This is a genomic window from Nocardia sp. NRRL WC-3656 (assembly GCF_000720265.1).
GTDB classification, from domain to species: Bacteria; Actinomycetota; Actinomycetes; order Mycobacteriales; family Mycobacteriaceae; genus Nocardia; species Nocardia nova.
On sequence record NZ_JOJF01000004.1, the window covers coordinates 136,946 to 160,793 of the forward strand.

Annotated in this window: 22 protein-coding genes; 6 read left to right on the plus strand and 16 right to left on the minus strand. The window is 67.4% G+C overall.

The features are described from left to right. Window positions 1-10 precede the first annotated feature (10 nt). Complete coding sequence (locus tag IG65_RS0107710; protein WP_036523638.1) at window positions 11-862, plus strand: helix-turn-helix domain-containing protein; 852 nt, start codon at window positions 11-13, stop codon at window positions 860-862. On the opposite strand, the gene dnaB is transcribed toward IG65_RS0107710, so the two are convergent. The 5 genes from dnaB to rpsF form a co-directional block, all read right to left on the minus strand. Beyond that, complete coding sequence (dnaB, locus tag IG65_RS0107715) at window positions 831-3,461, minus strand: replicative DNA helicase (protein WP_030514149.1); 2,631 nt, start codon at window positions 3,459-3,461, stop codon at window positions 831-833. The genes IG65_RS0107710 and dnaB overlap by 32 nt on opposite strands. A gap of 786 nt (window positions 3,462-4,247) precedes the next feature. Further along, window positions 4,248-4,703: a 50S ribosomal protein L9 gene (rplI, locus tag IG65_RS0107725; RefSeq protein WP_030514150.1), complete on the minus strand. Its 456-nt coding sequence runs from the start codon at window positions 4,701-4,703 to the stop codon at window positions 4,248-4,250. A gap of 16 nt (window positions 4,704-4,719) precedes the next feature. Further along, the gene (gene rpsR / locus IG65_RS0107730) at window positions 4,720-4,992 is read right to left on the minus strand and encodes a 30S ribosomal protein S18 (protein ID WP_025353551.1); all 273 of its coding nucleotides are present in this window, start codon (window positions 4,990-4,992) and stop codon (window positions 4,720-4,722) included. Window positions 4,993-5,050: 58 nt separating this feature from the next. Beyond that, a complete protein-coding gene (locus tag IG65_RS0107735) occupies window positions 5,051-5,596 on the minus strand; it encodes a single-stranded DNA-binding protein (RefSeq protein ID WP_030514151.1) in 546 nt (181 codons plus the stop codon). A 110-nt stretch (window positions 5,597-5,706) separates the two neighbouring features. Beyond that, a complete protein-coding gene (gene rpsF / locus IG65_RS0107740) occupies window positions 5,707-5,997 on the minus strand; it encodes a 30S ribosomal protein S6 (protein WP_030514152.1) in 291 nt (96 codons plus the stop codon). Between the two features lie 260 nt (window positions 5,998-6,257). On the opposite strand from rpsF, the gene IG65_RS0107750 reads away from it, so the two are divergent. Then, the gene (locus IG65_RS0107750; protein WP_030514153.1) at window positions 6,258-7,622 is read left to right on the plus strand and encodes a glycosyltransferase 87 family protein; all 1,365 of its coding nucleotides are present in this window, start codon (window positions 6,258-6,260) and stop codon (window positions 7,620-7,622) included. A 1-nt stretch (window position 7,623) separates the two neighbouring features. Here IG65_RS0107750 and IG65_RS0107755 read toward each other — a convergent pair whose 3' ends face one another. Next, window positions 7,624-8,163, minus strand: a complete 540-nt coding sequence (locus IG65_RS0107755; protein WP_030514154.1) for an ABATE domain-containing protein — start codon at window positions 8,161-8,163, stop codon at window positions 7,624-7,626. A gap of 83 nt (window positions 8,164-8,246) precedes the next feature. On the opposite strand from IG65_RS0107755, the gene IG65_RS0107760 reads away from it, so the two are divergent. Next, window positions 8,247-9,191, plus strand: coding sequence for a DMT family transporter (locus IG65_RS0107760; protein WP_231509086.1), 945 nt, complete (start codon window positions 8,247-8,249; stop codon window positions 9,189-9,191). 24 nt (window positions 9,192-9,215) lie between these two features. Here IG65_RS0107760 and IG65_RS0107765 read toward each other — a convergent pair whose 3' ends face one another. Then, window positions 9,216-9,581, minus strand: a complete 366-nt coding sequence (locus IG65_RS0107765; RefSeq protein ID WP_030514156.1) for a MerR family transcriptional regulator — start codon at window positions 9,579-9,581, stop codon at window positions 9,216-9,218. Window positions 9,582-9,629: 48 nt separating this feature from the next. Here IG65_RS0107765 and IG65_RS0107770 point away from each other — a divergent pair, with 48 nt between their 5' ends. Further along, the gene (locus tag IG65_RS0107770) at window positions 9,630-10,718 is read left to right on the plus strand and encodes an alkene reductase (protein WP_030514157.1); all 1,089 of its coding nucleotides are present in this window, start codon (window positions 9,630-9,632) and stop codon (window positions 10,716-10,718) included. Between the two features lie 141 nt (window positions 10,719-10,859). Here IG65_RS0107770 and IG65_RS0107775 read toward each other — a convergent pair whose 3' ends face one another. The 4 genes from IG65_RS0107775 to IG65_RS0107790 all read right to left on the minus strand — a co-directional run bounded on the left by IG65_RS0107775 (window position 10,860) and on the right by IG65_RS0107790 (window position 16,781). Beyond that, window positions 10,860-11,612, minus strand: coding sequence for an isocitrate lyase/phosphoenolpyruvate mutase family protein (locus IG65_RS0107775; protein WP_030514158.1), 753 nt, complete (start codon window positions 11,610-11,612; stop codon window positions 10,860-10,862). Next, window positions 11,609-13,324 carry a glycosyltransferase family 87 protein gene (locus IG65_RS0107780; protein WP_051755581.1) on the minus strand — a complete coding sequence of 572 codons (1,716 nt, stop codon included), beginning with the start codon at window positions 13,322-13,324 and terminating at the stop codon, window positions 11,609-11,611. The genes IG65_RS0107775 and IG65_RS0107780 overlap by 4 nt, the downstream gene beginning before the upstream one ends. A 29-nt stretch (window positions 13,325-13,353) precedes the next feature. Continuing rightward, window positions 13,354-16,008, minus strand: coding sequence for a transglycosylase domain-containing protein (locus IG65_RS34465; protein WP_231509087.1), 2,655 nt, complete (start codon window positions 16,006-16,008; stop codon window positions 13,354-13,356). Between the two features lie 359 nt (window positions 16,009-16,367). Continuing rightward, on the minus strand, window positions 16,368-16,781 hold the full coding sequence (locus IG65_RS0107790) for a DUF5318 domain-containing protein (protein WP_030514161.1): 414 nt from the start codon (window positions 16,779-16,781) through the stop codon (window positions 16,368-16,370). 146 nt (window positions 16,782-16,927) lie between these two features. Between IG65_RS0107790 and IG65_RS0107795 the strand changes: the two genes are divergently transcribed. Together IG65_RS0107795 and IG65_RS0107800 are read left to right on the plus strand one after the other, a co-directional pair. After that, window positions 16,928-17,485 (plus strand): PadR family transcriptional regulator, encoded by a 558-nt coding sequence (locus tag IG65_RS0107795; RefSeq protein WP_030514162.1) that lies wholly within the window; start codon window positions 16,928-16,930, stop codon window positions 17,483-17,485. Then, entirely contained in the window at window positions 17,478-18,572 is a 1,095-nt protein-coding gene (locus IG65_RS0107800) for an inositol-3-phosphate synthase (RefSeq protein ID WP_030514163.1), read from the plus strand. The genes IG65_RS0107795 and IG65_RS0107800 overlap by 8 nt, the downstream gene beginning before the upstream one ends. 251 nt (window positions 18,573-18,823) lie before the next feature. Here IG65_RS0107800 and IG65_RS0107805 read toward each other — a convergent pair whose 3' ends face one another. The 5 genes from IG65_RS0107805 to IG65_RS0107825 form a co-directional block, all read right to left on the minus strand. Continuing rightward, window positions 18,824-19,249, minus strand: coding sequence for a GyrI-like domain-containing protein (locus IG65_RS0107805; protein WP_030514164.1), 426 nt, complete (start codon window positions 19,247-19,249; stop codon window positions 18,824-18,826). A gap of 6 nt (window positions 19,250-19,255) precedes the next feature. Continuing rightward, on the minus strand, window positions 19,256-19,759 hold the full coding sequence (locus IG65_RS0107810; protein WP_051755519.1) for a GyrI-like domain-containing protein: 504 nt from the start codon (window positions 19,757-19,759) through the stop codon (window positions 19,256-19,258). A gap of 111 nt (window positions 19,760-19,870) precedes the next feature. Continuing rightward, window positions 19,871-22,168 (minus strand): transglycosylase domain-containing protein, encoded by a 2,298-nt coding sequence (locus IG65_RS0107815; protein ID WP_030514166.1) that lies wholly within the window; start codon window positions 22,166-22,168, stop codon window positions 19,871-19,873. Window positions 22,169-22,477: 309 nt separating this feature from the next. Then, complete coding sequence (locus tag IG65_RS0107820; protein WP_030514167.1) at window positions 22,478-22,867, minus strand: hypothetical protein; 390 nt, start codon at window positions 22,865-22,867, stop codon at window positions 22,478-22,480. Between the two features lie 291 nt (window positions 22,868-23,158). Next, entirely contained in the window at window positions 23,159-23,626 is a 468-nt protein-coding gene (locus tag IG65_RS0107825; RefSeq protein WP_030514168.1) for a nuclear transport factor 2 family protein, read from the minus strand. Window positions 23,627-23,848 lie beyond the last annotated feature (222 nt).

Genomic DNA, 23,848 nt, shown 5'->3' on the forward strand with positions numbered 1-23,848 from the left:
CCATGGCGTCATGCCTGTTCAGCCGGTGTCGCTGGCCGGTGCCGCGATGGATGTCGCGGTGCCGGCGGGGCGGGGTATGCCGGGAGTGAGTATGGCCGGGTTCCGCGGCAGAGCCGGGGAATCGGTCGCGTTGCAGATGATTCCGTATCCGGCGCTGACGGTTTTCATCGATGTCGGTGACGCGCTGGTCGTGGACGGTGAGCGCACGGGCGGTGCTCTGGTGGTCGGGCTGCCTCGCGGCGCGTTGCGGGGATCGGGCCGCGGGGTCGACCTGCTGCAGATCCGGCTCTCACCCGTGATCGCCCACGCGGTGCTCGGTGCGGGTGCGGAACTGAACGGCATGGTGGTCGGGCTCGGCGAACTGTGGGGTGGTGAGGCCCCGCGAATCCAGGAGCAACTGCGGGCCGCGCGGTCGTGGGATACGCGCTTCGCGCTCGCGCACGCCGCGCTGGCTCGGCGACTCGCCACCGGTCCGGAGGTGGATCCGGAGGTCGAATTCGTTTGGCGGCGACTGGCATACAGCCACGGCCGGGCGCGGATCGAACCGCTGGCGGCCGAGGTCGGCTGGAGCCGTCAGCGGCTGTGGTCGCGCTTTCGCGCCCAGATCGGGATCACGCCCAAACAGTGCGCCCGCTTGGTCCGGTTCGACCACGTGGCCCATCGCCTCGCCGCCGGCCACCGCCCGGCTCGGGTCGCCGCCGATGCCGGTTTCGTCGATCAGTCCCATCTCCATCGCGACATCGTCGACTTCGCGGGAATGACCTCCGCTGCCCTCGCGGCCGCACCGTGGCTCTCGGTCGACCACATCGCCTGGCCGCGGCGGCTGCCCGCTACCCGCGAGCCATATCCACGAAGCGGCTGAGGTGGAGCTGATGGGCGACGGTGATCGTCGCGGTGGGCCCGTTTCGGTGTTTGCCGAGGATCAGGTCGGCCTCGCCGCCGCGCGGGTCGTCGCGTTCGAACGCGTCGGGGCGGTGCAGCAGGATCACCATGTCGGCGTCCTGTTCCAGTGAACCGGATTCGCGGAGGTCGGAGACCATGGGGCGCTTGTCCGTCCGCTGTTCGGGACCACGGTTCAGCTGACTGATCGCGACCACCGGAACTTCCAGCTCCTTGGCCAGTAGTTTCAGGCTTCGGGAGAATTCCGAGACTTCCTGCTGGCGAGACTCGACCTTCTTACCGGATGTCATCAGCTGCAGGTAGTCCACCACGACGAGCCGCAGATCGTGGCGCTGCTTGAGCCGCCGCGCCTTGGCCCGGATCTCCATCATGGTCAGGTTCGGCGAGTCGTCGACGAACAATGGCGCCTCACTGATCTCGCTCATCCGCCGCGCGAGCTTGGTCCAGTCGTCGTCGCTCATCCGCCCGGCCCGCATATCCCCGAGCTTGATCTTCGCCTCCGCCGACAGCAGACGCATCACGATCTCGGTCTTACTCATTTCCAGCGAAAAAATAACGCTCGCCAAGCCGTGCTTGATCGAACAACTCCGCATGAAATCCATTCCGAGGGTGGAGTTGTGCGTGGGGACCATCGAGCGCCCGGCCAGGTAGAGGTGGTCGGCGTTGTCGACCTCGACACAGCGGACCGGGACGCTGGGGATCGGCCGGACGTCGACGATGAACCGTGAGTGCGAGCGGGCTGTCCCGGCCGCGCGCCGACGCTGCTTGTGCAGCAGATTCTTCCGGCTCAGACCGAACACCTCGTCGTCGGTGGCGAACGTGAGGGTGTACGCCACCGAACTGTCCGCGGTGCGTCCGCGAACGCTCTTGGTCGATCGGTGGCATCGATATCCGAGGCTGGCGATCAGTTCTTCCGCGTCGGAGACCAGTCGTTCGTTCGTCACGGTGAATTGCACCGAACCGCCGTGGGTCACAGTGCCGTCGGTGTCGAGCAGACCGGCCAGCAGCGCCCGCCGCTGTGCTTCGGAGGCACGCAGATAGGCGCTGGGGATGTGCTTGTTCCCCAGGACCCCGATGGTGCGCAACCGTGCCTGCACCGTGCCGGTGGTATCGCGGCAGCTCTGGCACATCCGCAGACCGGTCGAGGGTCGGCCACACTGCGGGCAGGTCGGCCGGGGCGAGGGTGCCGATACGAATCGTGATCGACCACCGCAGGATCGGCCGCAGGTCTTCACCTCGGAGGTGAACGGCACGAACTCGGTCCCGCACACAACGCAGTTGCGAGTAGCGATGGGGTCGGGTTCGGGCAACCGCAGGCTGTAGCGCAGCGGGGCGCTCGCCGATGGGACTGCGATCAGCCCCTCGTTCTCGATGCGCAGCACGATTTCCGGGTCCGCGGTCGTCAGTTGGGCGGAGGCGGAGGTGCCGTCGCCCAGCCAGGCGCCCAGGGTATACGGCGGAACCAGCAGATCACGCTCCGGCAGCTGCAGCGGCGCCGCGTTGGTGACCGAATGGTTGAGACGCCCGTCCGCGGTCGCGCAGCGAAGCGTTCCGGCGATGTCCGCAGTGGTCCGAACCTCGGCGAATGTCCGCTGATTCCGGTACCGATTGCGTCCGGCCGCGGCTTGCTGCGCAGAGCGCCGTGAGGCGCGTGTTTCGGTGAGCCACTGATGTTCGGCATCCGCGACGATCACCGTGCCGTCGGAGAATTCCACCTCGTAGCAAGGGCGTTCGTACATCGTCTCGGTGGCGGCCACGACCCGAGTCGGTCGTCCGTGCGCGTCGAGCAGTTGGTCTCCGACCGCCACCTCACCCATGGTCGTCCAGCCGGCCGGAGTGGGCAGCGGGGTATCGAGTGCGAGCGCCTTACCCACGCCAGGCCTGGCCGCGACGATGATCATCTGGCCGGGGTGCAGGCCGTTGGTGACCTCGTCGAGTTCGGTGAAGCCGGTGGGTACGCCGAGGGAGATGCCGCCGCGGCTGGCGATGGAGTCGATTTCGTCCATCGTCGGCTGGAGGAGTTCCTCCAGGGGCAGGAAGTCCTCGCTGGAGCGGCGTTCGGTGACCTCGTAGATTTCGGCCTGGGCGCGATCGACGACCTCGGCGACGTCCTGGCCCTCGGAGCCGGCGTAGCCGAACTGGACGATGCGCGTGCCGGCCTCGACCAGGCGGCGCAGAATCGCCTTCTCCGCGACGATTTCGGCGTAGTAGGAGGCGTTGGCCGCCGTCGGCACGGTTTGGGTCAGGGTGACCAGATACGGCGGGCCGCCGATGCGTTTGAGTTCGCCGCGGCGATCCAGGGTGGCGGCGACGGTGACCGGGTCCGCGGGTTCGCCACGGCCGTAGAGGTCGAGAATCGCGTCGTAGACCGCCTGGTGCGCCGGACGGTAGAAGTCGCCGGGACGGATGACCTCGACGACGTCGGCGATGGCGTCCTTGCTGAGCAACATGCCGCCCAGAACCGACTGTTCGGCGGCCATATCGTGCGGCGGCTGCCGACCGAAATCCTCGCCGTGCTGATCGTTGTAGTCCGAGTGCCCGCGATCGTCGACGACTGCCACTCGACCGTCCTCTCTCATCGCACCCGGCCTGATCCCACCCGGCTTCGACCCTATTGATGACTTGTTGTACGCCCGGGTACCGACACGTCGGAACATGGCACACCGGACGTCGGCGCGGCCACCACATGATCGGAAACCCGCTGTAGCTAACGACTTCTCGCAGCGAGAACCGCGGCGTTCCCGGCGCGTGATGACGGCGCCTGGAAGAACCTAAGGGACCGAGTTGGGGATCGCCAAACCGTCCTGTGGAAACAACTGTGGATAAACTGGGCACAGTTCACCCGCCGTTGTGTAGGCCTTGTGCATCAACTGGGGATAACCCGGTATGCGCAGTGGCTATGACCAGGTGGAACCACGTTTTTTCGATTTCCCACATGTGGATCGAAATCCCGTCGGCGTGTCATTCAAGATGAACAGCCGGGCGTGTTGGGTAAACACCGCTCTCTCACGCTATGGCGCAGATCACATTCCAGACGGTCGGTTCGGCTACTTGTCCACAAATCCCCAGGAGCTGGGTAAAAAGTGCGCAGGATGCGTCGGCGGCGGGATCCGGTGCCTGCCGTCACCATCTAGCAAATCTCTCGCAACTCTATCGTGTCGGATCCGATTCCGCCCCGAAATGCGACAAGAGCCGTTGACGGGCCTGTCCGGCCAGGGCGAACGCGCGCAGGCGAAGACCATCCCCGCAGTGACTACGGGGATGGTCTTCGAAGAACTGTGATCCACCGTCCGGAGCGAGCGCATCGGCGAACCGATGCGGGACCCCGCCGGACGGCGGAGCGGATATCACTCCGCGGCAGCAACCTGCAGATCGAACTTGGCAATCACGTCGGGGTGCAGGTGCACGGTGACGTTGTGCTTGCCGGTGCTCTTGATGTGCGACTTCGGCAGCTCGATGCTGCGCTTGTCGAGCACCGGGCCGCCGGCGGCCTTGACCGCACCGGCGACGTCGGCGGTGGTGACCGAACCGAACAGCTTGCCGGTGCCGGCGGTCTTCACCGACAGGGACACGCCCTCCAGGCCCTCGATCGCGGCCTTGAGCTCCTTGGCGTGGTCCAGGTCGCGCACGCGGCGAGCGTCCTGCGCCCGGCGGATGCCCTCGACCTGCTTCTCGGCGCCACGGGTGGCGACGATCGCCAGGCCGCGCGGCAGCAGGTAGTTGCGGCCGTAGCCGTCCTTGACCTCCACGGTGTCGCCGGGCGCACCGAGGTTGTCCACATCAGCAGTCAGAATCAGCTTCATCGTCTGCCTCCCGTTCTCAGCGAGCCGTGGACACGTAGGGCAGCAGCGCAACCTCGCGAGAGTTCTTCACCGCGACGGCGATGTCCCGCTGGTGCTGCACGCAGTTGCCGGTGACGCGGCGGGCGCGGATCTTGCCGCGGTCGCTGACGAACTTGCGCAGCAACGCCGTGTCCTTGTAGTCGATGACGGCCCCGGTGCCCGAGCCGTCCTTCTTGGCTTTCTTGTCGTCCTTGCAGAACGCGCAAGCCTTCTTCTTCAGCACCTTTTCGCGTGCCGGTGCTTTGGCCATGGGTCTTCACTCCGTTTGCCTGGGAGCCGCACAGCGCGGGCCCCGATATGTGAGCCGTTCAGAACGGCGGTTCGTCGTCCATCTGGCCGCCTCCGAAGGAGCCGGCCGCGGGAGCGCTGCCCCACGGATCGTCGCCGGCGGAACCCTGTCCGCCGCGACTGCCACCGTTGGAGCCGCCGAAGCCCCCACCAGTGCCGCCGGAATTGCCGCCGAAGCCACCACCACCGCCGCCACCGCCGCGCGAGGTCTTGTTGACCTTCGCGGTCGCGTAGCGCAGGGAGGGACCGACCTCGTCGACCTCGAGTTCCACGACCGTGCGCTTCTCACCCTCGCGGGTTTCGTAGGAGCGCTGCTTGAGCCGTCCGCTCACGATCACGCGAGCGCCTCGGGTCAGACTCTCGGCGACATTCTCCGCGGCCTCACGCCAAATGTTGCAGCGCAGGAACAGGGCCTCGCCGTCTTTCCATTCGTTGGCGTTGCGGTCGAACACCCGGGGAGTCGAGGCGACGGTGAAATTGGCCACCGCCGCGCCCGCGGGTGTGAATCGAAGTTCCGGATCTGCCGTCAAATTGCCGATGACGGTGATTACGGTGTCGCCTGCCATGGTTCCTCCTGGTCTCCGGTGCGATCAGCTGTGCACTCGCCTGTTGCGCTAGAGCCTAAGGCCAGGCAACGACAAGTGCGGTTTGCTTTCCGGCAGGTATGCCAGGGGTCTTACTTCTTGTCCTGCCGCAGCACCTTGGTGCGCAACACCGACTCGTTCAGGCCCAGCTGACGGTCGAGCTCGCTGACCGTGGCCGGCTCGGCGGTCAGGTCGACGACGGCGTAGATGCCCTCGGCGCGCTTCTCGATTTCGTAGGCCAGCCGGCGGCGGCCCCAGAGGTCGACCTTGTCGATCTTGCCGCCCTGCTGCGAGACCACACTGAGCATCTTGTCCAAGTTCGGACCGACAGTGCGCTCGTCCAGGTTCGGATCGAGGATGACCATCACTTCGTAATGACGCACGGGAACCCATCACCTCCTGTGGACTGTGAACGGCCACGGACTTTCCGTGGCAGGAGGGGTCGTTGCGTCAGCAACCCGGTAAGGCTACATGAACGGCCGGTCCGGACCCGAATCCGGGGCACCGGGTGCGAAATGGGTCTCCTTCCCGGGGAATAACGCCGTCCGCGGGGTAGCCCACCTATCGTGGTGCATATGCCGATTCGACCCGCCGATCGTTGGGACCGCGGCGGCGGCGACGGCGTGGCCGCGGAGGTGGCCGCGTGGCCGATGCCGTAGTCCGGGCGCGCGCCACCGGCCGGGTCGCGGCCGCGGCCGCGGTGCTGGCCTGCGCGGTGACGCTGATCTTCGCCTATCTCAACAAGGCCCGCTGCGCGGGCGCGCCGTTCGACGGCGACGGGCGCAGTCTGATCTTCGACCGCATCAAGGATGCCGAGGTCTGCTATTCCGACATCCAGTTCCTCTGGCTCGGCCGCGGCATCGACGAGCATCTGTTTCCGTACGTCGGCGGCGGCATCACCCCCGACGGCACGCTGACCGGTGGCGCCGTGGAATATCCGGTGCTCAGCGGGCTGCTGATGTGGCTCGGCGCGGCCGGGGTGCACGACGACGCCGGCTTCCTGCTGCATTCGGCCCTGCTGCTGGCGCCGTTCGCCCTGCTGACCGCCTGGATGCTGGGCCGGATGTCGGGAGCCGTCGCGCTGCTGTGGTCGGTGGGCCCGCCGCTGGTGCTCTACGCCTTCCACAACTGGGAACTCCCGGTGGTGTGCACGGCCGTCGGCGCGGTCTACGTGATGACGACGCTGACTCGATATTCGTTGCGCACCAGGGGAATTGTCGCGGCGGTCCTGCTGGGCATCGGGTTCTGCCTGAAGTTGTATCCGGGGATCTTCGTGCTGCCGCTGATGCTCCACATATTTCTCGGCGAGCCGGACCTCGGCGAGCCGGATACCCCCCGCCGCGGCTACGACCCGGTCGGTGCGCTCGCGGCCGCGGGTGCGGCGATCGCGACGGTGGTGGCGATCAACCTGCCCTTCGCGCTGCTCGGCTACGACGGCTGGCGGGCCTCGTTCACCTTCCAGCAGATGCGCCAGGCCGACATCACCACCAACTCCGTCTGGTACTGGGGACTGCGGCCGATGTTCGCGCAGGGGCAGAGCGGGGAAGCGTCGTTCCAGGACGTCGTGGCGACGGCCTCGCCGATCCTGGTGGTCGTCTCGTTCGCGCTGGCTATCTGGTTGGGGTGGAAGCGTTTTCCCGCACTCGGCTACTACCCGTGGGTGGGTGTGAGCGCGGCGATGCTGTGTGGATTCCTGCTGTTCCACAAGGTGCACTCACCGCAGTACACGCTGTGGATACTGCCGTTCTTCGTCCTGCTCGAGGTGCCGTGGGCGGCGATCGGCGCCTATCTGCTGGCCGATCTGGCGCTCGGCATCGGGGTCTTCCGCTACTTCCATGCCCTGGGCAGCGGGACGGGTGCGGACTTCTACGAGAAGCTCGTGCAGTTCGGGGTGTGGGGACGCGCGATACTGCTGGTGTTCTTCTTCTTCGCGTTCGTCCGCGCCCGCCCGCGCGGATACCGGCCGATGGTGTCGCCGGTAGCGCGCGAACTCGTTCCCGCGCGGTGACTTACGGCTTGCCGTGGCGAACGCGGAACGACGCGCTCTTGGCGCGGTTGCCGCACAGCGTCATATCGCACCAGCGTCGCGAACCCGCGCGGGAGGTGTCGAGGTAGAGGCGTGTGCAGCTGTCGCGGCCGCATTGTTTGATCCGATCGCGATCGGGTCCGCCGAGGAGTTCGATCGCCTCGGTCGCGATCCGGGCGAGGGCGTGATCGCAATCGCCGCGCCGGGTCACGCCGGTGTCGGCACGCAGGGCGATCGAGGGTTTCGGCCCGTCGGCGATCCGATTCACCAGCACCCGGTCGGCATCGCGCCACGGCTCGCCGACGCTGGTGGCCAGGGCCAGGCGGTACACCGCTTCGCGCAGTCCGACCGCCCGCGCGAGCGCGGCCGCGTCGCACTGTGCCGCGGAGTCCAGTAGTCCGGCCGCGATCAGCCATTCGTCGAGTGCGGCGGGAGCCGTCAGTAGATCGATGAAACCGGCGTTGCGCTCCTGGACCGTGCCGGCGAAATCCAGGGCCAGGTTGCCGCTGACGAAGGTGAACACCTCCCCATCATAACCCCCTTGACAGGTTAGTTGTGCCGATGTCAGGGTTGATAACCAGTTGAAGCGGTTACTTGGGAGGCGTCGTGCGGAACCGACTGATGGAGACGGCCGCGCCCGCGGCCTTCGTCGTGATGTGGAGCAGCGCCTTCATCGCCGGCATCATCGGCGTCGGCGCGGCGCCGCCGATGATGGTGCTGTTCGCACGCTTCGCCTTCGCCGGGGTGGCCTTGGCCGCGTATGCCGTTGCCGTGCGGGCGACATGGCCGCGCGGCCGGGAACTACTGCATGTCGCCGTCGCCGGCTTGCTCATGCAAATGGTGCAGTTCGGGGCCTTCTACACGGCCATGGCCGATCATGTGTCCGCGGCGGTGATTTCCCTGGTGCAGGGATTGAATCCGGTGGTGATCGCACTGTTCGCCGGGACCGTGCTCGGGGAGTCGGTCACCGTGCGGCAATGGATCGGATTCGGTGTCGGCGGCATCGGCGTCGGACTGGCCGTCTTCGATCAATCCCATTTCTCCGCAACGGGTTTGGTGCTGTGCGTGGTCGGTCTGCTGGGACTGAGTCTCGGCACGGTCCATCAGAAGCGTTTCGTGCCGCAGGTCGACCCTCGCACCAATACCGCTGTGCACGTTCTGGTCAGCGCGCCGGTGGCCGGAATCTTCATGCTCGCGAGCGGCAGTACCCATATCGCCGATCCCCTTCGGTTCGCCGGCTCGCTGGTGTGGATGGTGGCGATCAACGCCGTCGCGTGCTTCCTGTTGCTGAACGCCATGCTGCGGCGCTGGGACGCCACGCGTGTCGGCAAGCTGTTCTTCGTCACCCCGCTGGTCACGGCGGTGCTGGCCTGGCTGCTGATCGCACAACCGTTGCGCCCGTTGACGATTGCGAGCCTCGGCGTCGGCCTGATCGGGATGGTGCTGGCCTCGCTGCGGTCCGGAACCCGGCGGGATGCCGCGCCCGTCGGGGAGCCGACATCGCCGGTACCGGGCGGTGTCCGGGAGCATCGGGCGGGCGTGGCCGCCTGACGTGCGGGCGCGCCCGACCGGGCGTTACTGCGGCTCGCCCTGCGCCGCGCTGATCACGCCGTCGAGCACGTCGCGGGTGCGAACCAAATCCTTGATGCACGCCTCGATGCGCTTGCGTTCGGCGGCAAGGGTTTCCGTGAGCCACGGTGTCGCGGTCGCCGCGGGTGTGCCATCGGTGTCGTTGATGCACGGGAGCAGTTCGGCGATGGTGCGGCTGTGCAGTCCCGCGGCGAACATCTCCTGAATGCGAACGACACGGTCCACCGCCTGCTCACGGTATTCGCGCTGACCGCCGGAGGTCCGGGTCGAGGCGAGCAGGCCCTGGCTCTCGTAGTACCGCAACGACCGCACGCTGACGCCCGTGCGTCGTGCCAGTTCACCGATGCGCACCGGTTTCTCCTTGCACCTCACATTGATGTCAGGTTCTACGGTACGCGCATGCTGTTGCTGACCGACTATCACGCACACCACCTGCATCTGCCCAATCGCATCGTGATGGCGCCGATGACTCGGCTGCGCTCTCGTCCCGACGGTTCACCGACCGCCGATGTGGCGACCTACTACGCCCAGCGTGCGGAGGCCGGACTCATTGTCACCGAGGGCATCTGGCCGCATTCCAGCGGGCAGAGCGAGGCGTGGGTGCCGGGCCTGGCCACCGAGACGCACATCGCCGAATGGAGCCGGGCCACCGAGGCCGTCCACGGCGCGGGCGGCCGGATCTTCGCCCAGCTCATGCACGGTGGCCGGTGGGGCCATCCGCTCGCCCGGATCGACGGCACCCTGCCGGCCGGTCCGTCCGCGGTGCCGGCATCCGATCCGCTCCACCTGCTCGACGGCGGGAAGGCCCCGGCGCCGCACCCTCGTGCCATGACCCGCGCCGAGATCGCACAGGCCGTCCAGCATTACGCCGATGCCGCCGCCAACGCGCTCACGGCCGGATTCGACGGTGTCGAAATCCACGGGGCGAACAGCTATCTCGTTCATCAGTTCCTGGCCGACAACACCAATCTGCGCACCGACGAATACGGCGGCACGATCTCCAATCGCATGCGATTCGCACTCGAGGTCACCGATGCCGTTGCCGCGGTCGCGGGTTCGCATCGAGTCGGGATCCGGCTGTCCCCCGGTAATCCGCAGTTCGGGATGCGCGAGGCAGATCCGGCGCCGCTCTATCGCGCCCTGGTGGGTGAACTCGCCGGGCGAGATCTCGCCTATCTGCACCTCACCGACAACGACGACTATCCGGCGCTCGACGATCTGCGCCCGCGCTGGAACGGCACACTCATCGCCAATGTCGGCGAGAACCGCGCGCCGACCACACCGGCGGCGGCCGAGCGGGTACTCGCCGAGGGCCGAGCGGATCTGGTGTCCTTCGGGCGCGCCTTCATCGCCAACCCCGATCTGGTGTCGCGGATTCGGCACGGGCGAGCGCCGGCACCGGTGCGCGAGGACGGTCTCTACGGCCGGGGACCGATCGGATACACGGACTACCCGTCCTGGACCGACCGCGACGAGCGGGTCGCTTGAACGGTGATCACAGCGCCGATGACCGCCCCGTTCGCATGCCGTCGGCTCGCTCATCTCGGGCTTCGTGGCATGCGTTGCGACGGGCATCGGCGTGTTCCATTGTCACAGAACCGCACCCGGTTCGGTGCCGGGGTTCCGGGATTACTGCCAGCGCGCCAGCAACCGGTTCGCCTCGGTGCTCAGTGCGCGTTGCAGGAAAGGCCCGAAACTGACTCGGGCAACACCCAATTCGGCGAACCAGGCGCGATCGCCCTGATCCGGCAGACCGATGGCGTTGACGGGCAACGGAAGTTCGGCACAGAGCCGGCGCAGGATCTCCGGATCACGCTGGCCCAGCGGATACAGCACGTCGGCACCCGCGTCGGCCGCCAGCCGCATCCGCTCCAGCACCCGCTCGACGCGATCCGGGGTGTTCTGGTCCTCGCGCAGGAACAGATCGGTGCGGGCGTTGACCACCACGTGCACACCGGCGGCATCGGCCGCCTGCCGCAGTCCGGCAACGAAGTCGGCGTGCTCGCTCGGCTCGCGCAGGCGGCCACCCTCGCTGTGCACCGAATCCTCGATGTTGAGGCCGACCGCGCCCGCCTCCAGCAGTCCGTCGATCAGTTGTGCGGGCTTCAGGCCGTAGCCGGATTCGATATCGACCGAGACGGGAATGTCCACCGCCGCGGTGATCTCGCGAACCCGGGCCATCGACTCGGGATAGGTCATCCCTTCCTGATCCGATTTGCCCAGCGAATCCGCCAGCGGATGGCTGCCGACGGTCAGTGCGGCGAAACCGGCCGCCTGCACCAGATTCGCCGACCACGCGTCCCAGACGGTCGGCAGAATCGCCGGGTCGCCGGGGCGGTGCAACTCGAGGAAGGTGGTCGCCTGCTCGCTCAATGCGGTCATGTGTCGATCCTGGCCCATGAGCGGGTGTTCGCGCCAGAGGCCGGATACGGCGCCTTGGGTTGCAGGGCCGACGGCAGCCACGGCAGCGCCGGATCCTGCGCGCGGTCCAGAATTCCGCCCACCGGATCGTCGGCGCCGTCGCTTCGCACGAGGTCCAGGTCGGGCCGGTAGATCTGGCGGACCACCAACGCGCACAGGCCCACGACCGCGAGGTCGCGGATCAGGACCGCGCTGGTGAACCACTGCTCGGGGACGCCCTTGTCCTCGGTGCCGAGGTAGTAGTACATGCGCGGGAACCACACCAGCGCGTCGATCGTCATCCATGCCAGCAGGATTCGCCGGTGCGGCAGGGCCAGCACCGCCAGCGGCACCAGCCACAGCGAATACTGCGGACTCCACACCTTGTTGGTCAGCAGGAACGCCGCCACCACCAGGAAAGCCAGCTGTGCCACCCGGGGCCGGCGGGCGGCGGTCAGCGCGATGTAGCCGATCACCGCGCAGGCGGCCGCGAACAACACCAGCGACACCATATTCAGTGCGGTCGGAGTGTCGGAGGAGGCGAGTGGACCGTCGAACCCCTGCCAGCCGGTGAAGGAGGTGACCACGTTGTAGAGCGAATCCGGATCGGCATGGCGTTCACTGTTGAGCCGGAAGAATTCCCACCAGCCCTCGGTGAACGGCACGGCGATGGGCAGATTCACCGCCAGCCAGGCCAGCACCGCCGAGACCACCGTCACCAGCGCCGCGCGCAGGGGGCTGATCCGCGCCCCGGCCAGATAGTCGCGCAGCGCGCCGATCACGTTGTTGCGGTTGCGCCGCAGCTGTTCTCGCAGGCCCGGCAAGCGGTCGCGGCAGTCGACGCGCAGGCACAGCACCACGATCGGACCGAGCAGCAACAGCGGATACAGCTTGGCCGCACCGCCCAGCCCGAGCAGGATTCCGGCCAGGACCGGTCGCCGCCTGGCCCACGCCAGCAGGCCCGTGGCCGCGAAAGCCGTTGCCAGGGCGTCGAAATTGGTGAATATGTGCACGAGCACCAGCGGTGAGAGGGCCACCAGCGCGGCATCCCAGATGCGGCGGCCCGAGAGCATCGCCGACGCCCACACCGTCACCAGCCAGGCCAGTGCCAGTCCCACGGCGACGACGTTGAAATACACCACCACCGACAGCGCCTTCGGCAACGGCAGCGACATCCAGATGTTGGCGACCTCCATCGCCAGGTACTGGTAGAGGCCCGACAGCACCGGATACTCCATGTACCGGGTCTGCAGCTTGCCGTCGGGACCGACCTCGGTCCACTTCTTCTTGTAGGGGAACGCGCCCTCGTCGAGATGTTCGGCGCCGTAGAGCGGCACCGTATCCGAGTAGCACATGGCCACGTACTGGCGGCCGTTGTTCCAGTCGAGGGTGAGATGGCCCTCCGAGGTGGTCGTCTGCTGGATGCAGCCGGCCTTACCGGCCCAGCCGAAGGCAAGGAACACCACCGCGAAGGCCAGCAGGATGCGCAGCGGAGTCCAGAAGCGGGCCCGGCCGATCAGGGCGTGGTCGCCGACCGGGCCACCGATCGTGCTGCTCAACTGCGCGGTCATCGAATCGGTGCGGCTGGGTTTGTCCCGGCGGGCCGCCGACCTCCGATCCGCCGCGAGGGGCGCCGCGGAAACGAAACCGGTGGCGGTCTCGACACCTTCGTCACCGAACGTCGAGGCCGCCACCGGCTGTTGTTCACTCACGCCACCCGAGGCTACCGGTGACTGTTGGTGTACCCGTCTCCTGTCCCGTCGGTACTGTTGCCGACGCCCGCACCCGGACGCTGGGACCGTGAATTGCCGCTGGTGTCACCGGAGTTGGAGGTGCTCGGTGACGTGCCGTCGGCGGGCGCCACCGGTTGCCCCGGCAGCGGCCCCGTGTCCTGCGACTGCGGCTGGTTCTGCTGCGGTTGTGAGCGCGGGTTCGGCTGGATGCCCGGCACCGGAATGGTGATGCCCGGCAGGATCTCGACCTGCGACGGCTTCACCACGACCGGCGGCTGATACTCCTGCTGCGTGGTGCTCGGCGCGGTGTAGGGCGCCGAGAAGGACGGCACACCGGCTTGGCCGCCGATCGCGGCCGGCTTCGGGAAGTTCTCCTTCGGCGTGCCCTCGAGCGCGCCGTCCATGGTGTCCTTCCAGATATCCGACGGCAGGCCGGAGCCGTACATGATCGAGCCGCCGGGCGTCTTCAGCGCGACACCGTCCGCGGTACCCGCCCAGACCGCTGTCGACAGCGACGGGGTGAAGCCGATCATCCACGCGTCCTTGTTCTGACCGGTGTCACCGAGCTGGGTGGTACCGGTCTTGGAGCCGGACGGCCGGCCGCCGGCCAGGCCGTGGTTGCGGGAGGACGCGGCGATCGGTTGCATCGCCGACGAGAGGTTGTCGGCGACCGCTGCGGAGATCCGCTGCTCCCCGGCGACCTGTCCGCGGTCGAGCAGCACCTGACCGTCGGCCGTGACGACCTTCTGCACGAAATGCGGCTTGTGATACACACCCGAGGCCGCGATGGTCGCGTACGCGGAGGCCATATCCAGCGGCCGCACCTGGTACTGACCCAGGATGATGCCGTTGTTGGGCCCGGAACCATCGGGTTCGGTCAGGGTCTGGCCAACACCCGGAATCGTGTCGGGGATGCCCATCCGATGCGCCATCGCCGCGATCTTGGCCGGGCCGTCCGGCATATCGAGTTCCATGCGGTAGAAGCTGGTGTTCAGCGACCGCTTGAGTGCCTCGGCGATGGTGCAGGTACCGCAGGTTTCGCCTTCGGCGTTGGTGATCTTGATGCCGTTGACGGTCAGATCGGAGCTGTCGTACATCGTCGACAGCGGCTTGCCGAGTTCGAGATTCTCGGCCAGGCCGAAGACCTTGAAGGTCGAGCCGGACTGCAACCCGGCATTGGCGAAGTCCCAGCCGGTCGCGTTGTCGCCACCGTAATAGGCGCGCACCGCACCGGTTTTCGGATCGACCGAGACGACCGCGGTCCGGACCTCGTCGCGTTCACCCTGCATGTTCTTGTGCACGGAATCGATCGCCGCCTGCTGGGCCTTCTGATCGATCGTCGTGGTGATCTGCAGACCCTCGGTGTTCAGCTGGGTATCGCTGATGCCGGCCTCGGACAGCTCGCTGAGCACCTGCCGCTTGATCAAGCCGTTGGGGCCCGCGGTCTTGTTCTCGCTGTCGTCGCTGTTGGCGCTGGACGGCAGAACCTTCGGGTACACCATCTTGGCGCGTTCGGCGGCGGGTACGGAACCGGCCTTGACCATGCCGTCGAGGACGTAGTTCCAGCGCTGTTCGGCGCCCTTCGGGTTGTTCTCCGGGTCCAGGCCGTACGGCTGGTTGATGGTGGCGGCCAGCATCGCGCCCTCTTCGACCGTCAGCTGTTCGACCGACTTGCCGAAGTAGGCCTTGGCCGCGGCGTCGATGCCGAAGGTGCCGCGACCGAACGGAATCGTGTTCAGATACGCGGTGAGGATGTCGTCCTTACTCCACTGCCGCGCCATCTTCGCCGAGATCACCAGCTCGCGCATCTTGCGGCTCAGCGAATGCTGATTGCCGACCATCGCGTTCTTGACGTACTGCTGGGTGATCGTCGAACCACCACCGGCGGTGTCCTTGCCCATCAGGTTGTCGCGCGCGGCGCGGGCGAAACCGCTGATGGAGAAGCCCGGGTTGGAGTAGAAGTCCCGGTCCTCGGCCGCGATCACCGCATTGCGCACGTGCGGCGGGATCTGGTCGATGGTGACGTCGGTCCGGTTACCTTCCGGCGGAACGATTCTGCTGATCTGCGTGGTGCCGTCGGAGGCCAGGATCGTGGCGACCTGAGGGGTTTTGAGGTCGCCCGGCTGGGGTATCGAGACCGTCGTGTACGCGATCAGGAAGACCGCGCTCGGCACCACGATGGCCAATGCCACCAGGACATAGATCACTCGGCGCACGATGCGCCACGGCGATTTCTTCTTGGTCTTCGGGCCCCTGCCCGCCGACCCACCCGGACCGTCACCGCCGCCGTTGCCCTTGCGCGGCGGCGGACCCGACGGGGGCGTACCTCCGGCGACCGCGCGGCGTCCGCCGGTGCCCGGACCGGATCCGGGGCGCGTCCCGGCGCCACCCGGAGCCGACCGGTTGGCCGCGGTCGAGCGCGGGCCGCGCTGCGCCATCGCCTCACCGAGGGTTCCGGCCGCGATCTTCTGGGTGGCCTGAGGTTTCTGCTCGCCCGGTTTGGCGATCTTCTGCGTTGCCCCCGCACCCGGACGCGGTGCCGGGTTCGCGGGACGCCGCGGCGGGCCACCGGCCGGATTCGGCTGACCGCCGCGCACCGTGGGCTGTCCGCCCGTGCGTGGCGGGCCACCGGCCGGGCCGCGCATCGGCGGCGTGCGGTCACCGCCGGGCGGCGGGCCGGGGCGTCGCGGTGGGCCACCGGCCGGATTCGGCGGTCCGCCCGGCTGGCCGCCGCGGGGACCGCCCGGTCCCGGGGGCGGTGCCTGGCGACGCGGCGGTAGCGGCCGGGCGCCGGGCGGGTTGCCGCCTGCCGGACGCGGTGGTTGACCACCGGGTCCGGATTGCGGGCCGCGCGGGGGCCGACCGCCGTTCGGTCCATCGTCGTAAGGCGAAGTCACAGCCTGGATCTCCATAACTCGATACGGTCCGGATAGCTCGGTGCGGGCGTGCGCGGCCGTCGTCGGCCGGTATGGGAACCGCTCCACATATCAGTCGAGTGTGCCCGTCATTCGGCGGCAGTCCGACGAGCGCCGCCACCACGACGGCGCCGCGGTGCCGGGGTGTGCCCCAGCACATACGACTGCACCAGATGATTCCAACTACAGGTCCGGCACACCTCGACCACGTGCACCGAGAACTCTTCCCGAGTCTCGGCCAGCCGCACCAGTTCCTCGGGGGTTCGGGCCGAACCCGCGATCGGTCCCAATCCATCGCCGTAGACCCACGAAACGAGCGTGAGCTGCTCTTTTCGGCAGATCGGACAGGTGACCTCGCTCCCCCGCCCGTGGAATTTCGCCGCACGCAGCAGGTACGGATTCGCATCACATACCTCGGCGACGTCCACACGGCCCGCATAGACATCGGCCAGCAGCGACCTGCGCCGGAGCGCATAGTCGACCACCTGCCGCTGAATTCGCACGGGTCCCAGAGTACTTGCGTCGGCGGGGGCACGGCATGCCACCGAGAGAAGCCACACGTTCCTTTCCACTCACTATATCGGTCCGATATAGTTTGTAATCGCATCCATCGGTTAGGTCTGTTCAATACAGTCAGGAGGTGAGGCCCGTGCTCGAACTCGCGATTCTCGGGCTGCTCCTGGAGTCACCCATGCACGGCTACGAGCTGCGCAAACGGTTGACGGGCCTGTTGGGGCCGTTCCGGGCCTTCTCCTACGGGTCGCTGTACCCGACGCTGCGGCGCATGCAGGCCGACGGTCTGATCGCCGAGGAGAGTCCGGCCGGCGCGGTCACCCGCCGGGCCCGCCGGGTCTACCAACTGACCGAATCGGGTCGCGAGCGGTTCGGTGAACTGCTCGCCGACACCGGACCGCAGAACTACACCGATGACGGCTTCGGCGTTCATCTCGCCTTCTTCAGCCGCACCCCCGCCGAGGCGCGGATGCGGATCCTCGAGGGCAGACGACGGCAGGTCGAGGAGCGCCGAGAAGGACTGCGGGAGGCGATCAAACGCGCCAGCGGAACACTGGATCGCTACACCCGCCAGCTCCATCAACTCGGTCTCGAATCAAGCGAGCGCGAAGTGCGCTGGCTCAACGAGTTGATTGCAGCGGAGCAATCAATGAAGGCGGCACCACAGAAAGAGGGAAATGTCGGCCATGAGTGATGTCAACCCGGCTGCCAATGAGATTCGCGTGGCCATCGTCGGCGTGGGCAACTGCGCCTCCTCGCTGGTCCAGGGCGTGCAGTACTACAAGGACGCAGACGAGAACGTGACTGTGCCCGGCCTCATGCACGTCAAGTTCGGCCAGTACCACGTGCGCGATGTGAAGTTCGTCGCCGCATTCGACGTCGACGCGAAGAAGGTCGGATTCGACCTGTCCGATGCGATCTTCGCCAGCGAGAACAACACCATCAAGATCTCCGACGTGCCGCCGACCGGCGTCACCGTCCAGCGGGGCCCGACTCTCGACGGCATCGGCAAGTACTACGCGCAGACCATCGAGCTCTCCGAGGCCGAGCCGGTCGACGTCGTGCAGACGCTGAAGGATGCCAAGGTCGACGTGCTGGTTTCGTACCTGCCCGTCGGTTCGGAAGATGCCGACAAGTTCTACGCGCAGTGTGCCATCGACGCCAACGTCGCATTCGTGAACGCGCTGCCCGTCTTCATCGCCTCCGACCCGGCCTGGGCGCAGAAGTTCGTCGACGCCGGCGTGCCGATCGTCGGTGACGACATCAAGTCTCAGGTCGGCGCGACCATCACCCACCGCGTGATGGCCAAGCTGTTCGAGGACCGCGGCGTGCAGCTGGACCGCACCATGCAGCTCAACGTCGGCGGCAACATGGACTTCAAGAACATGCTCGAGCGCGAGCGCCTGGAGTCGAAGAAGATCTCCAAGACCCAGGCGGTCACCAGCAACCTGAAGAAGGAGTTGGGCGCCAACGACGTGCACATCGGCCCGTCCGACCACGTCGGCTGGCTCGACGACCGCAAGTGGGCCTACGTGCGCCTCGAGGGCCGCGCCTTCGGTGACGTGCCGCTGAACCTGGAGTACAAGCTCGAGGTGTGGGACTCGCCGAACTCGGCCGGCATCATCATCGACGCCGTGCGCGCCGCCAAGATCGCCAAGGACCGCGGCATCGGCGGACCCGTCATCCCGGCCTCGGCCTACCTGATGAAGTCCCCGCCGAAGCAGCTCGCCGACGACGTCGCGCGCACCCAGCTGGAAGCGTTCATCATCGGCGCTGAGTAGTTCGGCCTCGCTTCGCTCGGCGGGTTCGCGGCCCCTAGGGCTCGCCGATGCGGCACCGTGGCTTGCTCCTTCGTCGCGTACGCCACGGCACCGCATCGGCGAGCCGGCCGCGAACGGGGCCTCCTCGAGGTCGGCCCGTGCGGGGTTGCGTCAGGCGCGAATGCCGCTGTGAATATCAGGCTTCGAAATCAGGCTGGGCCCCTGCGGAAATCGCGGGGGCCCAGCCTGATTCGTTGCTTTTCGTCCTGCGGTCAGTCGAGGGAGACGTACACTTCGACCGAGGTGGGGCCGGTGTAGCGTTCGATCTCCGCGGTGTGGGAGCGGGTGATCGTGCCGGCGCTTTCGGCCTTGGCGACCTTGGCCCAGGCGGTGCGGAGCAGGTCGTAGGGCTTGTCGGAGACGACGAATTTGGCGTAGCGGCCCGCGGGAATGCGGGTGATCACGTCGCCGGTGTCGAGTTCGTCGAGTCCGCCGAGTTCGTAGCCGAGGACCGCGACGGCGTGGTCGTCCTGGCCGATGTAGGCCGCGACGCGCGGGACGTTCTTCTCCCGCGACAGGTAGCGGTCCCAGGTGAAGTTCACCAAATCCAGATCTCGTGCGGTCACCTCGCGCCCGGCCAGCGGGACGGTGAGTCCCCCGACGAGGCTCGGTTCCAGGGTGACGATTTCGAAGTCCACGAGTCCCTACCTGTTCTCGCCGGAATCGGCTTGGGCCACGCCGTTGTTCAACGCGTCGGTCAGCGGATCGCTCTGCAGGGCGACGAACACCTCGACCGTGCGCGCCTCCGGGTAGTGCTCGAAATCGCCGGTGTAGGCCCGCACCAGCGCGCCGGCCGCTTCCAGATCCCAGACCGCGCGCCAGATCGAGACGATGGTGTCGCCCAGGTTGTCGCCGGTGCGCAGGAAGCGCGCGAACTTCGCCGCGGGGACGCGGGCCAGCACATCACCGGGCTGCAGATCGTCGAGGCCCTCGCACCGGTAGCCGACGATATGGGTCAGATAGGAACCGATCTCGGGCGCGTGGTCGACATATGCGGTCGCCGGCGGGCCGGGTAACCGGCGCGCCAGAGTTCGCTTCCACGCCTCTTCCACCTTCTGCCGGCGCGGTCCCTCGACCGCCAGCGCCGGACTGCGTAGCACCGTGCCCGCCACCAGTGTCTCGTGGCGCTCCACCACTTCGAAATCCACCCGTGTCGCCCCTAATGTCTCGTGTTCAACCCCGTTCCACCCTATCGGCGTGTGCTGGGTGATGGCCGGATTACTCCAATTCGTTTCATCACAGCGTGCCGGATCGGACCGTCATCCCGGAACCGGGACGGTCAGCCCCGGAAAGATCTCCACCTGCCGCGGCGGCGGGGGTGGTGGCGGTGGCGGCGGAGCGGGCGGAATGACGATCACCGGCGGTGGCTGCCGCTCCGACTGCGACGGCGGTTGCAGGACGTCGAACGGCGCGTTCCCGGTCGGCTGCGGCGCCGCGGTCTGGGGCTCCGGCTCCGTGAACGGCCCCGCCGAATTCGGTGGCGGGGGCGCCGCGAACGGCCCGGCCGCGGCGCTCGGATCGGGATTCGCGAACTGCTCGACCGGAGTGCCGGCGAGCGCGCCGTCCATGGTGCGCTTCCAGATGTCGGACGGCAGCCCGGAGCCGTAGATCATGCCGCCGCCCGCCGTGCGGATCGGCTCCGGCTGATCGGTACCCACCCACACCGCGGTGGACAGCGACGGGGTGAAACCGATCATCCAGGCGTCCTTGTTCTCGCCGGTGTCTCCGAGCTGCGTCGTCCCGGTCTTGGCCGCCGACGGACGCCCGGCCAGCGTGTGGCCGTTCGAATACGCCGGGATGGGCTGCATCGCCTTGGTGGCCGCATCGGTGACCCCGCGCGGGAAGCGCTGCTGCGGCGGCGGCAGCTGCCCGCCCCCGGGGGCCCCGCGATCGAGCAGTACCCGGCCGTCACCGGCCACCACTCGCTGCACGAAGTACGGCTGGTGATAGCTGCCCGACGCCGCGATGGTGGCATAGGCCGACGCCATATCGATGGGCCGCACCGAGTACACGCCGAGGACGACCGTCGGCGCCGGCTGCCCGTCGGGTTCCGACAGTGAGGTGCCCGGTACGCCCGGGATCTGCTGGGGGATACCGGCCTGGTGGGCGGCATCGGCCACCGCCCGGGGCCCGATGGCTTGGGTGAGCCGGATGAAGCTGGTGTTCAGCGAACGCTTGTAGGCCTCGGCGAGACTACAGGTTCCGCAGGATTCACCCTCGACGTTGGTCACCCGCACCCCGTTGACCACGACCGGCGAACTGTCCAGCTGGGACGTCAGTGTGAAGCCCTGCTGCAGCGCCGCCAGCACGGCGAAGGTCTTGAAGGAGGACCCGGTCTGCAGGGGAGCCTGGGCGAAGTCGTAGCCGACTCCGTCCTCGCCGCCGTAGTAGGCCCGGATCGCACCCGAACGCGGATCGATCGACACCACCGCACTGCGCAGCTGCGGCGGCTGGCCGTCGAGGGTGCGGTGCACCGCGTCCAGCGCGGCCTGCTGCGCTTTGGCGTCGATGGTCGTCGTGATCTGCAGTGCGCCGGTGTTGATCTCCTGATCGCTGATCCCCGCCGCGCGCAACTCCTTCAGCACCTGGGTGCGGATGAGCCCGGCGGGGCCGCGGGCGGCGTCGTCGTCGGGTTTGGGTGCGGGCGCGATCGTCGGGAATTGCACCTTGTCGCGTTCGCCGAGTGTCAGCACGCCCATCCCGACCATGCCGTCGAGCACGTAGTTCCACCGGGCTTTCAGCTGGTCGAGGTGCGTCTCGGGGTCCAGGATCGACGGCGTGCGCACCACCGCGGCCAGGACCGCGCCCTCGGCCAGGGTCAGCTGCGAGACCGGTTTGTCGAAGTAGGCGCGCGCGGCCGCCGCGATCCCGTAGGCATCCCGGCCGTAGTAGATGGTGTTGAGGTACGCGGCGAGAATGTCGTCCTTACTCCACTGCCGCGCCATCTTCGCCGAGATCACCAGCTCCCGCATCTTGCGCGACAGGGTGCGCTCCGAGCTGAGGAAGGCGTTCTTGACGTACTGCTGGGTGATGGTGGATCCACCGCCCGCGTCGTCGCGGCCGAGCAGATTGTCGCGCGCCGCGCGCAGGAAGGCCGACGCCGAGAATCCGGGATTGCGGTAGAAGTCGCGATCCTCGGCCGAAAGCATGGCGTCGCGCATGGTCTGCGGTACCTCCGACAGCGGCACCGGCGTGCGATTGCCTTCGGGGGGAACGATTTTCGCCAGGACGGTCGTTCCGTCGGCGGCGGTTACGGTGGCGATCTGATTGGTCTGCACCGCACTCGGATCGGGTATCTCGGCGCTCCAGTACGCGAGCACCAACAGCAACGACGGAATCGCGACGAAGATCAGGAACAGGGCCAGCAGCAGACGCCGAATCCGCTGACCGCGTGTGCGCGGCGGGCGTTCGCGGGCGCCGGCCGGTTTCTCGCGGCGGCGGGGACGCCCGCTGTTCGGCCGGGACACACCGTCGAGTTGCTTCCACCCGGCAATCGAGGCATAAGGCGCCGTTTCCGGGCGGCCGCGCCGCGGTTTGCGGGTCGAGCTCACGATCATCTCCTCCCGGAGCGTCGGCGAACCAGCGAGAAACAACGATCGCAACCAGACTACGGCCCGCACTGGCGGTCAACCAGATCAGCTACTACCCAGTAAACCGTGGTATCCCTTGAAAACCTCGCAGGACCAGCCGACGGCACATCGGTGTGAGCCGACCGACCGTGACCGCAACCGCATCGTGGCCACTCCGGCTTCCTCGCCGGGGGACCGAACACAACAAGTGGTCCACACGGCGACGACTGCCGGGATACCCATAGCGATTACCCCGCAGTCCGTGTGCCTCTGCCGCCTGGCAAGAGGCGGGAATTGTCATATCCGTCTGCCGCCGATACGCGGGTCGTCGAAATACCCGACGACGTCGTACGGAGTCGTGGCTTGTTGACGGGTTACTTCGCCGGCCTCGGCGTTGTGATGGCCGTTTGGGGAACTCTGATCCCGGCTGTCCAGGAGTCCGCTGGGCTGGGCACCGCGGTGTTGCACGCCGCGGCGCTCGGCGTGGTCGTCGGTCTTCGGGCGGACGGTCGACTCGCCGGACGTGCTCGACTGTCCCAGCTGTTGACCGGCGGTGGAGTCGGTCTTGCCGTAAGCCTCGCGTTGGTCGGCATCTGCCGGGGGCCGATCGCGCTCGCCGTCGCGGCGTTGTCCTTCGGCGCGCTGGGCGGAGCTGTGATCGCCGTTGTCGCGGGGGACATTTCGCACACTTACATCTTCGGTGTCACCGCAGACGCGGTGATCGTCGCGACAGTCGCGGTGGCCCCGTTACTCGCTGCGTCGGATCGCCCGGCACGGAGGTGCGGGCAGCGTCGCGGGAGCGTTCGCCCGGGCTGTCCCGGTCCCGAATCTGGTTGCACCCCGGTGAGTCCGGACAACATCGGTCCGGTGGACCGGCGGAGGTGGGAACACGCCCGCCCTCACCGACTTCTGAAACACGACCCACGACAGTGCGAAAGCCCGCACAGCGACGGCTCCCGACAAAAATCCCGCGACCCGTCAGGGCTCGAGGTCGACCACGCCTTTCCCGCTCCGGATGTCGAGCGGCACCGACCCCTGATCGTGCGTGATCAACCAGGTGTCGTCGATCTTGCGGAGGCAGAAGGTGCCGCGGACCCAGATACCGTCCGTCACCGTTCCGTTCTTCAGCGTGCCGCTGAGCCGGCCGAAGCCGTGCCCGAATGCCACCTCGCCGCCTACGGTGAGCGTCAGGTCGCGAAACTCATAGGTCACGCTCTCGAAGAACAGGAACACTTTCGCCCAGTTCTCGAGTTTCGCCGCTATCCCGACATGCTGGAGTGGCGGCTCGACATCGAAGGACACGACGTCGGCTGCGTACAGATGCCTCAGGGACTCGAGATCCTTGGCTCGCAGTCCTTCGACCAGCTTGTCGATGTGCCGGCGAATCTCGACTTCATCCAGCTCGATACGGTCAGCGCGTGACCCGCGGTCGTTGGATACGGTCATGATTGGCTCCTCGGGAATTGACGAGTGGTTTCGGCGCTGGCGGCAGCGCTGCGAGCGCAGCGCTCCAGGCGATGAGCTGATCCGGCGTTGTGAGAAAGGGTCACTACATTCCGACGACATAGCCGTCCGGAATGTCAGGCCGGCCGCCCCACACATCGGGTCGCTGATTCGTCGATTTCGGTGAAGGACGCACCGACCGAAAGAGGCCGACCCTGCCGTGCG

Excerpts from the sequence above, each read along its gene's own strand:
- rplI (WP_030514150.1), bottom strand. The coding sequence starts at position 4,703 with ATGAAGCTGATTCTGACTGCTGATGTGGACAACCTCGGTGCGCCCGGC.
- IG65_RS0107800 (WP_030514163.1), top strand. The coding sequence starts at position 17,478 with ATGAGTGATGTCAACCCGGCTGCCAATGAGATTCGCGTGGCCATCGTC.
- rpsR (WP_025353551.1), bottom strand. The coding sequence starts at position 4,992 with ATGGCCAAAGCACCGGCACGCGAAAAGGTGCTGAAGAAGAAGGCTTGC.
- IG65_RS0107770 (WP_030514157.1), top strand. The coding sequence starts at position 9,630 with ATGCTGTTGCTGACCGACTATCACGCACACCACCTGCATCTGCCCAAT.
- IG65_RS0107735 (WP_030514151.1), bottom strand. The coding sequence starts at position 5,596 with ATGGCAGGCGACACCGTAATCACCGTCATCGGCAATTTGACGGCAGAT.
- IG65_RS0107710 (WP_036523638.1), top strand. The coding sequence starts at position 11 with ATGCCTGTTCAGCCGGTGTCGCTGGCCGGTGCCGCGATGGATGTCGCG.
- IG65_RS0107825 (WP_030514168.1), bottom strand. The coding sequence starts at position 23,626 with ATGACCGTATCCAACGACCGCGGGTCACGCGCTGACCGTATCGAGCTG.
- IG65_RS34465 (WP_231509087.1), bottom strand. The coding sequence starts at position 16,008 with ATGCGCGGCCCGGCCGGTGGCCCGCCACGCACGGGCGGACAGCCCACG.
- IG65_RS0107815 (WP_030514166.1), bottom strand. The coding sequence starts at position 22,168 with ATGATCGTGAGCTCGACCCGCAAACCGCGGCGCGGCCGCCCGGAAACG.
- IG65_RS0107775 (WP_030514158.1), bottom strand. The coding sequence starts at position 11,612 with ATGACCGCATTGAGCGAGCAGGCGACCACCTTCCTCGAGTTGCACCGC.